The organism is Pedobacter jejuensis (genome assembly GCF_003725795.1).
Classification (GTDB): domain Bacteria; phylum Bacteroidota; class Bacteroidia; order Sphingobacteriales; family Sphingobacteriaceae; genus Pedobacter; species Pedobacter jejuensis.
Map to the genome: position 1 here is coordinate 127,472 of NZ_RBEE01000014.1, position 16,182 is coordinate 143,653.

7 protein-coding genes and 1 pseudogene are annotated in these 16,182 nt (G+C 38.6%); 2 read left to right on the forward strand and 6 right to left on the reverse strand.

Annotation, left to right across the window (positions count from 1 at the left end; translation table 11 throughout):
• Positions 1-9 precede the first annotated feature (9 nt).
• The 4 genes from D7004_RS10230 to D7004_RS10245 all read right to left on the reverse strand — a co-directional run bounded on the left by D7004_RS10230 (position 10) and on the right by D7004_RS10245 (position 7,894).
• Entirely contained in the window at positions 10-1,374 is a 1,365-nt protein-coding gene (locus D7004_RS10230) for an alpha-amylase family glycosyl hydrolase (protein ID WP_123205771.1), read from the reverse strand.
• A gap of 64 nt (positions 1,375-1,438) precedes the next feature.
• Entirely contained in the window at positions 1,439-2,908 is a 1,470-nt protein-coding gene (locus tag D7004_RS10235) for a RagB/SusD family nutrient uptake outer membrane protein (protein WP_123205772.1), read from the reverse strand.
• A gap of 4 nt (positions 2,909-2,912) precedes the next feature.
• The gene (locus tag D7004_RS10240; RefSeq protein ID WP_123205773.1) at positions 2,913-5,849 is read right to left on the reverse strand and encodes a SusC/RagA family TonB-linked outer membrane protein; all 2,937 of its coding nucleotides are present in this window, start codon (positions 5,847-5,849) and stop codon (positions 2,913-2,915) included.
• Between the two features lie 329 nt (positions 5,850-6,178).
• Positions 6,179-7,894 (reverse strand): DUF6377 domain-containing protein, encoded by a 1,716-nt coding sequence (locus tag D7004_RS10245; protein ID WP_148042783.1) that lies wholly within the window; start codon positions 7,892-7,894, stop codon positions 6,179-6,181.
• A gap of 366 nt (positions 7,895-8,260) precedes the next feature.
• Here D7004_RS10245 and D7004_RS10255 point away from each other — a divergent pair.
• Positions 8,261-9,328, forward strand: a pseudogene (locus D7004_RS10255) (DUF6588 family protein).
• Between the two features lie 76 nt (positions 9,329-9,404).
• On the opposite strand, the gene D7004_RS10260 reads toward D7004_RS10255, so the two are convergent.
• Together D7004_RS10260 and D7004_RS10265 are read right to left on the reverse strand one after the other, a co-directional pair.
• The gene (locus tag D7004_RS10260) at positions 9,405-10,649 is read right to left on the reverse strand and encodes an arsenic transporter (RefSeq protein WP_123205777.1); all 1,245 of its coding nucleotides are present in this window, start codon (positions 10,647-10,649) and stop codon (positions 9,405-9,407) included.
• A gap of 170 nt (positions 10,650-10,819) precedes the next feature.
• Positions 10,820-12,040 carry an MFS transporter gene (locus tag D7004_RS10265; protein ID WP_208646821.1) on the reverse strand — a complete coding sequence of 407 codons (1,221 nt, stop codon included), beginning with the start codon at positions 12,038-12,040 and terminating at the stop codon, positions 10,820-10,822.
• A gap of 737 nt (positions 12,041-12,777) precedes the next feature.
• On the opposite strand from D7004_RS10265, the gene D7004_RS10270 reads away from it, so the two are divergent.
• Positions 12,778-16,182 carry a DUF6603 domain-containing protein gene (locus D7004_RS10270; RefSeq protein WP_148042784.1) on the forward strand — a complete coding sequence of 1,135 codons (3,405 nt, stop codon included), beginning with the start codon at positions 12,778-12,780 and terminating at the stop codon, positions 16,180-16,182.

A 16,182-nucleotide genomic window follows, 5' to 3' on the forward strand; every position in this document is an offset into this window, starting at 1 on the left:
GATGTTAGGTTAATTGTTCAGAACCAGGTATTCATAAGGTTTAAGCTCGATGGATTCTGATAATTTATAAGTGTTTTTGGAAAAAGCATCTCTCCATTTTATCGCTCTAAGCTCGGATGGTATGATATAATTAGCCGGTTTATTGCGCAGATTTGAGAAAACAAGAACCTGTTCCTTTGTCCCTTTTTTGGTGAATACGCAAACATCATCACTACTAAAACTCTTCAGGCTGCCGCGGCGTATCGCTTCGCTTTTATTGCGAAAAGCAATTACCTTTTTATATTCGGCGGTGACATTTTGATTTTGACTGGCTAAAGACCAATCTATTTTCCGACCAGTAAAGGGAAAAGTCAGGCGGAAAGGTGTAGCAATTTCCTGCCCATTGTAAACCATTGGAATTCCTTTCATGTAAGCAACAACAATAAAAGCAGCCATTGACCCTCTTTGTCCACCAAATAAATCTAAAGGTGTTCCATCCGAACCATTTACATCATGGTTGGTAAGATACCTAACCACAGCCTGGCCTTCCGCGGCACCGTTAAAGTCACGCACGTTTAATTCATCTATAGATTTAACGGATTTATTTCTGTTGTAAATGGCCTTAAGGTTACCGAAATAGTTAAAACCAAAGCTATAATCAAAGCCTGCACTAAAATATTTAGAACTGGCTCCCTCGGCAAGCATCAACAGTTTGTGTGTTTTAATGGTTTTAAGACTATCGTTAACTTGCTTCCAGAAATCCAACGGTGGACCATCAGCGTAATCGCAACGGAAACCATCGATGTTGGCCTTATAAACCCAGGATTTCATTGAACGTATCAAAGATTGGCGAAGTTCCTGGTTTTTAAAATCCAATTGGGCAACATCTTTCCAGGTTTCAGGATATTTTATCTGACCTAAACTATCCTTAACATAATAATCAGGTTTGTTTATCCAAGGATGATCCCAGGAGGTGTGGTTGGCAACGATATCGAGCATAACAGAAAGATTTCGTTTATGTGCACCATCAACAAGTGTCCGTAAATCTTCTAGTGTACCGAATTCTTTGCCTACAGCATCGTAATCTTGGGTGGCGTATGGAGAATTAGCACCTTTAAGCTTACCAACGGGATAAATGGGCATCAAATAAATTACATTCACACCCAATGATTTTATGGAATCCAATCTTGCTGTTACCCCTGCAAAATTACCTGATGCGCTAAAAGACCGGGTATTTACCTGATAGAGCGTTACATCCCTTCTATCCGGCACACCTTTAAATGGCTTGCCATACTGAGGTGGATAGGTAAAATTTTGTTGTGCATTTGCCTCATCTGACTTTAAAATAATGAGCAATGTTAATACGCTAAGTGAAAATAAATAAGGGAACTTCATATATAAGAAATAAATAAAATTAACAATTACAGCCGTACAAGCTTTTACCGTACCGCAAAAGAAATTAATAGCCAGGGTTTTGTTTTAGATTAGGATTTGCGTTCATCGCAGCAGTTGGTATGGGGAAAAGTTGCCAATGGGAATCAACAGCAGGAACCAATCCGTGAGCGAGGGTAAAGGTACCAAATCGAATCATATCTTGCCTTCTATGTCCTTCCCAATTCAATTCGAATCCTCGTTCATCGTAAATTTGTTCTAATGAGGGATTACCTGGAAGTGCCGCAAGTCCTGCCCTAAGCCTTACCTGATCAATAAAAGGTTTGGCGGCAGCTGCATTTCCTAGACGCAAATGGCATTCTGCAATCATAAGCAAAACATCTGCATAGCGGTATATTGGAAAATCATTTGAACTACCACTTCCATCATTTGGTGCAACAGGATAAAATTTGACTCCCCTAACCCCTTCCGTAATACCAGCACCAGGATTAATCAAAGAGCTAACCTTTGGTGTATAAGTTACTCCCCCAGGTTGAGGTCCGATTAAAAATTGTTTTCTTCTGATATCTTCGGCTGCATATTTATTATATGTTTCTTCAGGCACAATCGTTCCATTCCAACCCGAAAAACCAAACATGGCAAGACCATTTGGGCCATTAACACTTCTTAAAGCAAGTACATTGTTTCCAATAACATTACGTTTCAGCCAGATTGCCAAAATGGTTTCATCATCAGGGCATACATCTCCAAATAATTCAAAGTAGCGGTTTCCTAAAGGGCTCGATGCGTTCGATGTACCAGGGTGAAGCGTGTATCCACCACTGGCTACTTTCTGACAAGCCGCCAGGCATTCTGCCCATTTAGGTGTTCCGGTGTAAACACCAGCATTCAGATACATTTTCGCTAAAAAGGTATAAGCAGCCCATTTATTAAACCGACCATAAAAAACACCCCCTTTAGTTTCCGGCAGCTGATCAGCGTTTGAGGTAATCTCGGTTACAATCCAGTTAAAAATCTGAGACCGGGTTTGAGTTTTAAGTTGTGCAGTGGTAATATTATTGTCGGTATAAAAGGGCACATCGCCAAAGTCATCAATAAGCAAATAATAAAACCATGCTCGGAGAATTTTTACTTCTGAAATCTTCGCGGCCGGTGCATTCGCCTTAATCAATTGGTCTACTGCCAGATTCGCCAGGTAAATCGAATTGTAGCAAGCGTTCCAGGTGGTGTTTATCTGACCTAAAGTTGGTGTCCATGCACGGGTGTAGAGGTATGCATTTTCAGGGCCCCAATCACCACTAACCCTGTGTGGCACAACCTGTTCATCGGTAGACATATTATTGGTGTCATAATAGCCATTATCTCCACCACCGAATTGAGGCATTCGGGCATAAACACTTGCCAATGCAATATCTGGACCTTTAGGATCGGCATAGAACTCATCTGCAGTATACTTATCGTAAATATTTTCGTCGACTTTTGTACAACCTGATGCCAACAGCAAGGCAGCAAGCGTGTAAAATATAATTTTTTTCATGTTGTTATTTTAAAATGATGTTTAACCCTAATGCGAAATTGCGAACCCTTGGATAAATTCCATTGTCTCCTCCGGTTTCTTCAGGATCGATTCCGGAATATTTTGTAATGAGCCATAAATTTTGTCCTGTTAGTGAAAAGCGAACGGCGCTAATGTGTTTAGATTTACTTGTAGGAATTTTATAACCCAAATTAACGTTCTCTAAACGAATGAACTTTCCGTCTTCCAGCCAATAATCTGAAGCTAAAGGAAAGGCAGAAGTGAACATATTATCATCAATTGCACTGGCAAGCAAATTTGATTTACCAAGATTTTCTAAAAAGCTTAGGTTTGATCTTAAGCTATTGTAAAGTTTATTACCACCCGATCCGCGAATTAAAAGAGAAGCATCAAAATTTTTGTAACTAAAACTCGGCGTAAAGGCAAAGGTATATTTGGGTTGTGCCTGCCCTGCAAAAATCCTGTCAGGGCTCGTAGCTCCGGCATCAATTCTTCCATTTTTATCTTGATCAACGATGGTTTCAGCACCATTTGTACCAACCCCAAGGTGTTGCAGCACATAAAAGGCGCCTATGGGTTGTCCAACAACCAGATATGCATTCTGCCCACCGTATCCAACATTATTGGTTATTAGCGGTACCCCATTTAAAGAACCGCTCAGGTTATTTACCTTTGAATCCATTAAAGTCAGGTTTCCACCCAGGGTTAACCTAGTAGAAGCATTGCTTATCAAATCATAACCTAATGCCATTTCGATGCCCCTACCTTGAATACTCCCAACGTTGGCTTGAATTGAACCAGTAGGAAAAGGAGGTTGAGGTACGGTATAGGCGTATAATAATTTATCCGTTACGTTTTTATACACATCAAAACTACCACTTAGCCTACCTTTTAATAAAGCAAAATCCAATCCTATGTTTGTAGATTTTTTCTGTTCCCATTCCAGGTCGGCATTAGAATTCTGGGTAGTTCTAAAATTGGTTTGCACATTACCTGCAAAATATACCGTACCTGAACCTTGTACAATTTGCAGAGACTGCAAAACATTTAATGGCTGCTGATTACCAGTAATTCCAAAACCGGCCCTAAGTTTTAGTGTAGTAAATATGCTCTGGTTTTTCATAAACGGCTCCTGATCAATCTTCCAGGCAACTGAGGCAGATGGGAAATTTCCCCATTTATGGTTTGCGCCAAATACTGTAGCACCATCTCTCCTAAAATTTGCGGTCAGTAAATACCGGTCAAGGAAAGCATAATTGAAGCGACCCAAAACCGATACAGTGCGACGCTGGTTCCGGTAAGAAGAGTAGTCTCCAGCCTGAACTTTTGAAAAATCACCAAGCCCCAAATTGTTATAGGTAGCAAGGTCGTTGACAAAGCCACGGGCTGCACTTCCGCTTCCCGAATCCATTTGTGCTTGCCACTCATAAACCGCAGCGGCATCAAAATGGTGCTTTCCGAAGTCTTTAGAATAATTTAACTGAAAATCCATCAGCTTATAATCTGAATTTCCATTGCTTACACTTGCATATCCTTTTTGGTCTATCGCAGCTGCTACTGTAGAAACTGCAGGCGTATAATTACCAGAGGTTCCGTTAGTCTTTTGCCAGCTTCCAAAGGCTTCAGCAGAAAGTCCATCGAAAATTTTATAGTTAATCCTAACCGAACCGAGTAAACGGTTTGTTTCGGATTCGCTGATAATGGTATTGGCAGCAGCTAAAACGTTTAGCGGCTGGAATAGATTTGGATCAGTAAAATAACTGCCATCTGGTCTGTAAACCGGGTCAGTCGGTCTGGAAATGTAAGCATTAGAAATCAGGTTGGAAGTGAATGCTGCTCTACCAATAGAACCTGGACTACCATTATTTTCTGAATTGGTTCCATTCAGGGTCATCGTAATGGATAGTTTATTATCTAAAGCCTTCTGAGTTGCTTCTATTCGACCAATGTAACGCTGATTATCCGATCGAATAACAATACCCCTTTGCAAAATCATACCTAGCGAAGCGCGATAAGAGAAGCCATCGTGGGCACCTCCAAGTGTTAGCGTATGATTTTGTGTGGTTCCGTTTCTGGTTAGTAAACCGAACCAATCGGTATCAGCACCAAAATTTGAACTGGCAGGAATTCCTCTGGCTGCAGCCTGGGTAGACCACTCTTGGGCAGTCAGCATTTTAAGCTGGCGAGTGACTACATCAATCGAAGAATTAGCATTATATTCAATTGATGTGCCAGAGCGGCTTTTCTTCATCGTTACAATCAAAACACCCGATGCACCTCTGGAGCCATATATTGCCGTTGCCGAAGCATCTTTAAGCACCTCAATACTTTGGATCTCCGTTGGAGGAATCTGATTCAACAACCCAACATCTCCCTGCACACCATCAATCACCACCAATGGATTATTATTACCCTGTATAGAAGTTATCCCTCTAATTCTGATATTGGGAGCACTGCCAGGTTCGCTGCCGGTTTGCGTAATGGTTACCCCGGCTGCCTTCCCCGCAATTTGTTGTAGCGGACTGGTAATAGCACCTTGATTGAAATCTTTTGCTCCAATACTGGCTACGGCACCGGTAAGGTCTGATTTTTTAGTCGTTCCGTAGCCGACTACTACCACTTCAGAGAGTGATTTTGCATCGAGCTGAAGCTGAATAACCACTTCTCTGGCAGGAGAAATGGTACGCTCGGCCGGATCATAACCTATAAACCTTATCTGAATCGTTAACGAATTTTGATTTAAGTTAAAGGTAAATAAGCCTTTATCATTTGTTAGTGATGTTTGCTGGGTACCTTTGATTTGAACAGATGCCCCGGGCAATGCCTGGTTCTGCTCATCTACGACTTTGCCGGTAAATACATTTTGCTGCGCATAGCCTGTAAAGCCGATGAACAGAAAAAGCAAAATTAATCCATACTTAAATAAGTAATTTTTTCTCATAATAGTTAACTGGTTATTATTTGGTTAGGTGCAAACTTTGGTAAGAGAACACGAATCAAAGTAATAGCAGTTGATAATGAAATGCAATAGAGGAAATATGAAATATTAAAAATAATCTAACTTTAAATATAATAAGTATTTGATAATCAAATTATTGAAACATAAATTAGCTTAGACAAATATTAATAAGGGAAGCTGATTGATAGCTATCAGAACCATTTTATGGCGTGGTTTGATGTGAGATGTAGCAGGGATTTAGCGAAGGATGCTAACGGTACTTCCAAAAAAGAGCAAAAAGTTAGTGTGCCAGAGATTAACTATAATGTTAATCAAACTACATCATTTATTAGCTCCATTTTTATCGCTTTAATCGATAGAATTCTTTCTTTAAACTCATCATTTGGAATTAAAGATCGATTTTTAACTTTAGTTTTATAGGTGTAAATGGTATTAACAGAGTAGTTCAATATCTTGGCAATCGTTTCATTTTCATCTATACCTAAGCGGATAAGAGCGAAAATTCTTAACTCATTATTAAGCAACTGGCCATGAACAGGCTGACTTTGATGTTCTGCATCAAAAAGAGCATTAAACTGAGCAATAAAATCAGGGAAAAGGTTTAAAAAAACCTCATCAAAACTTCTGTAAAAGTGCTCCCTTTCCGAATTGGTGTTTAGCCTATTGAGAATAACCTGAATTTCATCGTACTGTTGAGCATTAATTATCTTTTCGAGTGAACGCTTAAGCCTATCAAGTTTTTCGATGTATGTAGCATTAACATTAAAAAAATAACCAATATATTCTTCTTTAATCAAGTTTGCCTCATCGAGTTTTTGATTGGTATTGATTAAGCTTTGATTGGCTACATCTAGTGTCTTGTTAATTTTTCGCAGCTGACTATTTGCCTGATTCAAATCCAGGTTTTGTTCGATAATGAGTTTATCCGCTTTGCGCAATTTATTAAGTTGGCGGAAATAAGTAGTAGCAAAATATATGGTAAGAATAATTAAAATGGTAATGATCGAAGCATATATGATCAAAGATCGTTTCTGTTTTTCAATATCATCGATTTTGCTGCGCTCGATGATGGGAAGGATATTGCTGATTTCAACCTTACGTTGTTTTGCTCCATAGAAGTTATTGTCCTCAATTGAATAATGTATGTAGCTAAACGCCTCTTTAATCCAGCCCAGCAGGTAAATTTGTTTAGCCAAGTTCAACAACGCCAGTGATTCTTTAATGGAATGAACGTTATCAATTATAGCCGATTCATATAGGTATTCTAAACCTTTTTCAGGTTGATTTATACTGTAATATAAATAGCTGAGACAGCTGTAATTGATGGCACTGTCGCGGTAATTGCTTTTCATTAGCAGCAATTTTTGATATGAAGATATCGCGGCAGCATATTTTTTACTTCTTAGTAACTTGAGCCCCAATCCGGATAGATATTCTGATGAATTTTCAGGATAATTGTTTATGATGGAATCACAATAATTTAAGCCCCGTTGGGTATAGAGTTGGCCGTAATAGTCAATTTTATTATAATCGGTTAGGTCAAAATTTGCTCTCGCTGCCAGATAATAATATTCATAGCGTTCTTTTTGATTTAAAAAATTTACCCGGACTGTTTTCATGGTATCCAGACCTTCCTTAAACATTCCTGATGATATAAGTACAAAGCTTAAATTGACTTTGGCATAATTGACTTTATTTTTATCCTCCAATAATTCTGCACATTGCTTTGCCTTTTTACAATACACATATGCAGAATCATTATTGAAAGATTTATAGGCTTCGAAAAGCCCCATGTACAATCCGTAACGCCCAGATAACGTTTCATCCTGCTTTTTAAATTTTTCAAAAACGTTCAAAATCTCTTTTTGCTTTAACTTATCATATAAGGGCTTCCTCAAAAGCACACTATTTAATTGCGCTTTTAGAGTATCCAGACGCGTTTCGGCCTGAACCAATGTAACTAAAAACAAAAACATAACGGAGAGCCATATTCTGCAGCACACAGGATGTTCGAAATTAATTTTCATTGATTAAATCTTTAATGAAGAAAGGGATTGAGATGGTAGGATCTTAGAGCTATATGTGGTTAATTCAAATATATATTTTTAGACTTCATTTAGACTAGTATAACTATAATTTTACCTGTATGAGCATAGATTGATTGACTTTAATTCGTTTTTCGAAATCAATGGATAATTTGCTTTAAATTGGCCCCACTTCGCCTAAAATGTTTTTCTTGTAATAAGCTAGTTATTAATGAGCTTGCAAATAATCGAAATTGGTGCAATTAGGTCGAATTAATTTGTTTGTGCAACAGCCGGCAATTTTTAAACATTTTGCCTTTTTTTCGGTTTGAACAGAAGTATGCAGAAACTAATTGATGTTTTGTGATTATGAGAAAATTTTTACTAAGATCCTTCGGAATTATCATTCTATTACCGCTGAGCCTACACGCCCAGTTTAATTTTGAGCAACTTATAAAATCGGGTCCTGCAGATGCGGAAAAACTTGTCGATGCTTACGCCCGGCCGTTATTCTATGGTTTGGGTCTTGGTATGAACAGTGCGTGGACCAATACCGCTCAAACACTCAAACCTCTGCATTTTGACCTCAGAATTGTAGCAACAGGAGCCTTCGTACCGTCCTCTAAACAATCTTTCGATGTCAGCGAAATCGGGCTATGAAGCAATCTTCGCCCTGCGGATGCTACCAGGACAGTTTCGCCGACTTTTACCGGAGACACAGAGAATAATGGTCCGCTGGTGGATCTTTTTGACGGAAATAACAACAAGCTGATTTCTTTCCAGCTACCGAGCGCAGTTATCGGAAATATTGTTCCAACGCCTCAGCTTCAGCTCAATGTTGGATTTTTTGCTAATACCGAACTCATGGTACGGGCGGCACCGAAAATAAAATTCGGAGAACGATTCGGTTCTGTAACCTTATTTGGAGTTGGGATAAAACATAACCTGATCAGAGACTTTATCAACGAAAAGACATCCCCAATACCTTTTGATTTATCTTTACTGTTCGGTTATAATACGCTAAATTACAGCTTGCCACTAAAGTTATATCCGACAGAGGGCATGGTACCTGAAAATGAGCAACAGGTAGCTGATTTTACCACTCAGGAGATATATTCGAGATTCAACAAATATATAATTCAGGCCACGCTATCCAAACAGCTTTCATTCTTCACGCCATTTATATCTGCCGGTTATAGCGTATCTGGATTTAAACTCGGCCTTAAGGGTAATTTTCCCATCGTAAACAGCATAAGGGATAATCAAATTGCATACATTACCTATTCAGATCCCTTCAATCTGAACACAACCTATTTAAAAACATTTCGTGGCGATGTTGGCTTTCAGATAAAACTGCCAGTTCTCAGAATTTATGCTTCCTACGGATTTTCAGGAGGTTATGGTATGGCAAGTGGTGGTATCGGTCTGGGCTTTTAAGGATGTGTAAATGTAAACTAGTGGCTCTGTCTATAAACTCAGCAAGCCTATGATTTCTAAAATAAATCTTAAAAGATTAGATAAATAGACAGGCAAGTGCTGATAGCAAAGCGAGAGTCATTACAACGGAACCAATTTTCAAAAACTGCCAGGCACTTACATCCTGCTTTTCTTTTCTAAGGGCCACCAGCCAAAGTATTGTTGCTAAAGATCCGGTAATAGAGAGATTTGGGCCTATATCTACCCCGATCAAAACCGCACGTTGAATTAGTCCAGAGGAATGCGCTTGCTGCATTACATTACCAGCAATTAACCCCGCTGGAAGATTATTCATTAAGTTACAACCTAAAGCTGTTATTCCTCCAACAAGCCACACTGCACCATCGCCCCATCTTGTAACCGCGACATTTAGTTGGGCAGTAATGGTTGAAGTCAAACCAGTTTGATTAAGGGCTTCAACAATTATAAATAAGCCTGCTACCAAGGGAATCACGCCCCAGGATACTCCTTTAATTATTTTTACAGGAGACTTTTTTGATCTCAGCAGCACTAATAAAGATGTTAAAATGCCGGTAACTGCGGTGGGCAGGCCTAGAGGATAATCCAGTGCTGAACAAACTAGAAGCAATACAGCAGTAAAACCTATACCAATCATTGCTGCTTTTGCACCATCCTCAAATGGTGGAAGGGAAATATTGAGGTTTATTTTTTGCTTCAGATCTTCTCTTTGGGTATAATACAAGCTAAAATAGGTCACCAAAATGGCTGCAATTGATGGTACGGTATAATAACTAAGCCACTGCCCAAGCGCAGGCAAGTGTTCACCATAAATAACCAGGTTTGCCGGATTTGAAATCGGTAAAACAAAAGAAGCTGCATTTGCAATAAAGGCACAAATGAGTAAATAGGGTAAAGGTTTCTCAAACTTGGCAGCCTTTACCGCGGCTGCAACAGCTGGAGTCAATACCACTGCTGCGGCATCATTGGATAAAAAGGTTGTCACGAAAATTCCCACAAGATAAATTAAGGCGAATAACCTAACCGAAGAGCCCTTTGATAAAAGTGTTGCGTGGGCAGCTAACCAGTCGAAGAGTCGCTCTTCTCTGGCCGTCTCTGCAAGCAGCATCATGCCTATCAAAAAAAGATAAACATCAAGTCCTTTTAGCACACCAGAAATCGCAGCAGCGGGATTCAAGAACTTAAAAATGATCAGCAGGATGGCTCCCGTAATGGCGTAATAGGCCTCAGAACATTTAAATGGACGGATAATTACTCCGGCTATAGATAGCCCAGAGATAATCCAGATGGCGGCATTGTTCATCAGGGGTTATTTGTTTTTTTCATTTCTATTTAAAACCTGTTGCATTCCGAATATTCCGTTTTCTTTTCTATCAGTTAATTATATTCTATAAACTCAAAATTTCCTGCAAAAGAAATAATTTTTTTTAATAAATGTTTAATAAACTGATTTGTGCTGTTTTTAAGACTATCTTATGAAGAAGACTCCTTTATGGTATTGGAAAAAATTACCCAAAGCAGTATCGATCCGATGGCAAAAGCCCCTAAAATCATAAAGGTAGCGCTGTAGCCAATTCCGTTTGCTATCCAGCCCCCTATTGCCGGACTAAAAGAAGCGCCAAGCCCTTGAACAGTCATAACTGCACCCTGGCCTATATTAACCCTACCCGTTCCATTTAGTATGTGGGCAACTAAACCTGGAACAGCAACACTCTGCAGTCCGGCACCAATACCATCCAAAATCTGAACAGGATAAATACCAACATTACTAACCATATAGGCGGCAATCAATCCCCGGATGGGTAATGCGATAAAGGAGATAAAAAGAACCAGCCAATAACCTTTTGTTTCCGACATTTTCATCGCCAGTAGCGAAGTGACGATCATGGTCAGTTGTGCAATAACAATTGTCATTGCAACAAACATCGATGCATTACCCGAATGTTTTTCCGCCTCCGCTAAACCGTATAAAGGCAACATCGCACCGTTACCAAGATGGAAAAAAGCCAGCGCAGCGGCCAGGATTAATAGAGGTTTGCATTGCAGCAACACTTGGAGTCCACTTGCTTTATCCTCACCCGCCCCTTCTTTCATTCCCCTGGCTGCCTTATCATCAATTGCTTTTGCAGGAATCATCAAAACGGATAAAATGGACAGCAAACCAAAAATACCAGCCAACAAGAAAATGGCCGGCATACCATATTTATAACCCAAAAAGCCTGAAAGCGCCGAACCAACTACGTTTCCCGCATGATTAAATGCCTGATTGTAACCGTTCTGTTTATTAAAGCCTTTCTGGCGAACAATGCCAAGTGTGATGCCTATAATTGCTGGTCCGATGACAGATCCAGCAATAGCCGTTGCGACCTGGGAAATACTCACCAACCAAAAATTCTGGCTCAGTAAGATAAGGCCGGAGGAGATTATGGTAAAGGCTGCCGAAAGCACCACATAGAAGCGTTTTTTTTTCGTCGCATCAATCAACGCACCTGCGGGGATAGTCATAATCATGCCTGCCACACCCCCTATTGTCATAACCGAACCTATTAAACCAGCATTCCAGTGATGTGCCAAAAGAAAAATCCCTAAGAAAGGACCCACACCAGCTTGTAAATCGGCCATAAAAAAATTCAGTGATTGTAGTGGCCATTTGATATTTTTACCAAGTGAGGCCTGGTTAGTATGCTTAGTCATTTTCAGCAATAGAAACAGCACTTAAACCGTTTTGTTTTTCGATTTAATAAGATTATTATCAGTGGATTACTCCTGATTAGAATGGGTTAAATTCCATTTTGAAACCTTCAATCTGAGCGCACTTAGTTACCTATTATCGCTTCCACCATGAAACACTGTTAACCGATTCGGAATTTAGCAAAGGATTGTATACAACCATTCAGAATGAAGTCTTTTATGTGACAAAAAAGAATTAAAGTAAATAACAAACTTATTTAATCAAACCCGCTCTTTTGTTTCATTGGGTTATCGCCCATGATGGGTTTAGAGTTAACTTAATGTTTGTCGATTTACATCGATATGGTATATTCTATTAACTTATTTAAAATGTCAAATTAGTTAAAACCACCCTAAAATCAAGAGTAATATATAGAATATCAAACTTATCTCGACTAAAACCTACCAAAATATTAAACGGATATTTTCAGCAAACTTAATGAGCATCAATATTTTATATAAATTATTTCGTATTTCCTTTGGATTTAAACATATAATAAGCTAGCTTGGCATACGTCTTAATAGTCAGCTCAACATTCTTTTAGATATGAACACTCATTGTTCATTTATTCCTGATACCAAATAACAACACACAGTGAATTTTTTGTAAAGGTTAGTAACCATTTTTTATACTTTAACTGAGTAATGCAGAATAAATGCGTGTTCTTAGGAAAAGTTGTAACCTAAAAAATTCAATGTTTATGGCAGCAGCAGGTACAATTGAATCCATAACTTTAGCATTAGCAAAAGCACTTAAGCCACTTCCAGCTTTGCTAAATCCAGATTTGTTTACAAAACTTGGCGTTCCTTTACCTCAAAGTATCGAAAATAACGCCGGAATCAATACCAAACTTGCCGAAGTTAAAACACTAGCTCTTGATTTACCTGCTTTAATAGCCGCTTTGGAAGCTTCAAGTCACAATGAGAATATTCCTAATATTATCGCAGACGGCGCCAAATTAATAAAGAAAATTACCGATATAATTCTGAAAATTAAAGAATTAGGTATTGCCTTAAATACAGCGATATTAGGATTACCTGCAAGCATACAAGCAGACCTTAAAACCCTTGCAGATAAACTACCTATCAGAATTTTAGAATATTGCCTTGTTGGTTATCTTGGTGAGCATTTACCCTTACTAACCCGTTCTTTAAACTTAATTGGTACAATAGATAAAGAAATCACTTTACCACCAGGAATGGTTTTAAATACACCACTTCCAGGATTTGTGCCTCGTAGAATATATTTAAACAGACTTTTACAGATACTTTCAAATCCTCAGGCTTATCTACAAGAAACTTATAAACTCGGTTTGGCTTCTTTAACCGGGAAAGAAATCTTTGAAAGAACCAGGGCTTTCCTTATCAGTCTGGGTATTCCTGCTGAAATTGCACAAATCGGTTCGGGACCATTAATTTTAGAATCTGATTATTTTAAAGCAGAGTTAGATACCTCCATCAATCCTCCAGGAATTAAATTTGAAGCAAAGGTTAGTGGCAATAACACCTTCGAAAAAAGCTATTCAATTTCTGATTTATGGAAAGCGAAAATACAAAATACGCGTTCTTTTAATGCCGGATTAAAGGGTAAGCTGCAGTATCCTTTGATATTAACTCTACAACCCGCAAGTGGCTCTGCGTTAATGGATACATCCCTATCTTTAATCGCAAAGAAAAGCAATAACGAAGCTTTTATGTTATTGGGATTAACGAAAGGAACACGACTTGAAGCTAAAAGCATTAATGCCAGTGTATCTCTAAATACAGCTTTAAACAATGGAACAAATCAAATTGCCCCTTCTGTAAATGTTGCTATTGAAGGCGGAAAGCTGATTATCGACTTTTCAGAAGGAGATGGTTTCATTAAATCTATTTTATCAAATATAAAAACCGAAGCTAGTTTTGATTTAAAAGCAAATTGGGACGCTGCAAATGGACTTCGCTTAGAAGGAAGTGGTGGTTTCGAATTATTAATTCCGCTTCATATCGATCTAGCTTTATTACTTATAGAAGGCATATACTTTAAATTAGGATTTGAAAATTCGAAGCTTAACGTTGGTTTAAGCGTTATTATAAAAACCAATTTAGGTCCGCTAGTTGCAGTTATAGATGGCATAGGTACAAATTTTCCAATAAGTTTTCCTGATAATTTAGATGGAAACATGTCATTTGCCAACCTTGGCAGTAGTTTCGTTCCACCAACACGTATTGGATTATCAATTGATACAGGCGTAATTAAAGGTGGTGGATTTTTAGGCCTGAATGTAGAAAAAGGTGAATATATTGGTGCGCTTGAACTCTCTTTTCAAGGTTTTATAGACCTTAAAGCAATCGCTATTATTTCTACAAAAATGCCGGATGGTAGCGAGGGTTTCGCATTACTCATTTTAGTTACTGCTGAATTTGTGCCAATTCAACTTGGCTTTGGCTTTACCCTTATTGGTGTTGGTGGATTATTAGCTGTAAACCGAAGAACAGAAGTAGATGCATTGAAAGAAGGTATCCGAACCGGGGCAGTAAAAAGTATTTTATTTCCACAGGATATTGTAAACAACATTACCCGAATCATTAGCGATTTGCAACAGGTTTTTCCGATATCGGAAGGAACATTCATTATTGCACCGATGGCAAAAATCGGTTGGGGCACACCTACCCTAATCTCTTTAGAAATGGGTATTATCATCGATATCCCGGCGACAAAGCTAATTATTCTGGGTGTTCTGCGTTGCATCCTCCCAACCGAGGAAGCGCCATTACTGAAATTACAAGTTAACTTTTTAGGCATTATCGATTTTAGTCAGGGTATTTCCTTTAATGCTGTGTTGTTCGATTCTCGCCTGTTAGCATTCACGCTAACAGGAGAAATGGCCTTGCGAATTGGATGGGGCGATAAACCAATCTTTGTTTTATCAGTTGGTGGATTCCACCCGTCATTTAATGAAGTACCAACCGATTTAAGGAACATGAAGCGGATAACCATTTCCTTGCTTTCAGGTAAAAATCCTCGAATTAGTGTAGCTACTTATTTTGCAGTAACTTCAAATTCAGTACAATCTGGTGCCCGTGTAGAACTTTACGCCGAAGCCTGCAGCTTTAATGTTTTTGGTTATTTGGGATATGATTTATTGGTACAGTTTAATCCTTTCTATTTTATTGCCCAAATTGAAGCGGGTATTGCACTTCGGCGTGGAAGCAGCGAAATTGCCGGAATACACCTTGCCGGACAATTAAGCGGGCCAACACCATGGAGAGCACTTGGTAAGGCCAGTTTAAAAATATTGTTTGTTAAAGTAAGCGTTAAATTTGATGTATCCTGGGGCGAACAGGCTCCGCCTCAACTAGAAGAATCAATAGACATTAAAAAACTTATTGTAGATGCGATAAAGGACGACCGTAACTGGAAAGCTGATTTACCAGCCAACACAAATACTAATGTTACTTTACGTAAACTCGAACTGCCTGATGGAAAGATTATCATCCATCCGTTTACCATTCTATCGCTTAGCCAGAAAGTTACTCCTTTAGATATGGAAATCAATAAGTTCGGTCATAATAAACCATCCGTTGATACCTATTTTACTATTTCTGTAACCGATAATTCTGCAACCCAACCCACATTTGAAGAATTTGCAATCGGAAATTTCATCAAGCTAAAAGATAGTGAAAAGCTTTCTCGAAGTTCGTTCAATCGCATGAAAAGCGGCATCTTCTTCCAAACCACCAATGAGATTTTTCATGGTACAGAGTTACAAAAAGAAGTCATTTATGAATTAAGCTATGTTCACCGGAAGAAAGGAATTGCTTTACTAATTAAAGTTGCCGGTTTTAAACTATTTGATAAGGTTTTCAATATTTTCTCTAAAGGAAATGCAATCAGCAAAAATGCTTATTCGGTAAGTCGTAAAACAGCCGTAATTAAACCTGCAAAAGTAGAATTCAACACCGGGTTATACAGCGTAGTCAACACAAAAGATTTAACTGCTTTTAGCGGTACAGATAACTTAAATTCTGAAGCAGAAGCCTATGCTTTGCATGATGAACTTTTAAGAAAAAATCCGGCATTAAAGAATCAGTTGCAAGTCGTTTCACAATTTGAACTAAACTAA

Coding starts and splice junctions, on each gene's coding strand:
- D7004_RS10230 (WP_123205771.1), bottom strand. CDS start 1,374: ATGAAGTTCCCTTATTTATTTTCACTTAGCGTATTAACATTGCTCATT.
- D7004_RS10235 (WP_123205772.1), bottom strand. CDS start 2,908: ATGAAAAAAATTATATTTTACACGCTTGCTGCCTTGCTGTTGGCATCA.
- D7004_RS10240 (WP_123205773.1), bottom strand. CDS start 5,849: ATGAGAAAAAATTACTTATTTAAGTATGGATTAATTTTGCTTTTTCTG.
- D7004_RS10260 (WP_123205777.1), bottom strand. CDS start 10,649: ATGAACAATGCCGCCATCTGGATTATCTCTGGGCTATCTATAGCCGGA.
- D7004_RS10270 (WP_148042784.1), top strand. CDS start 12,778: ATGGCAGCAGCAGGTACAATTGAATCCATAACTTTAGCATTAGCAAAA.
- D7004_RS10265 (WP_208646821.1), bottom strand. CDS start 12,040: ATGACTAAGCATACTAACCAGGCCTCACTTGGTAAAAATATCAAATGG.
- D7004_RS10245 (WP_148042783.1), bottom strand. CDS start 7,894: ATGAAAATTAATTTCGAACATCCTGTGTGCTGCAGAATATGGCTCTCC.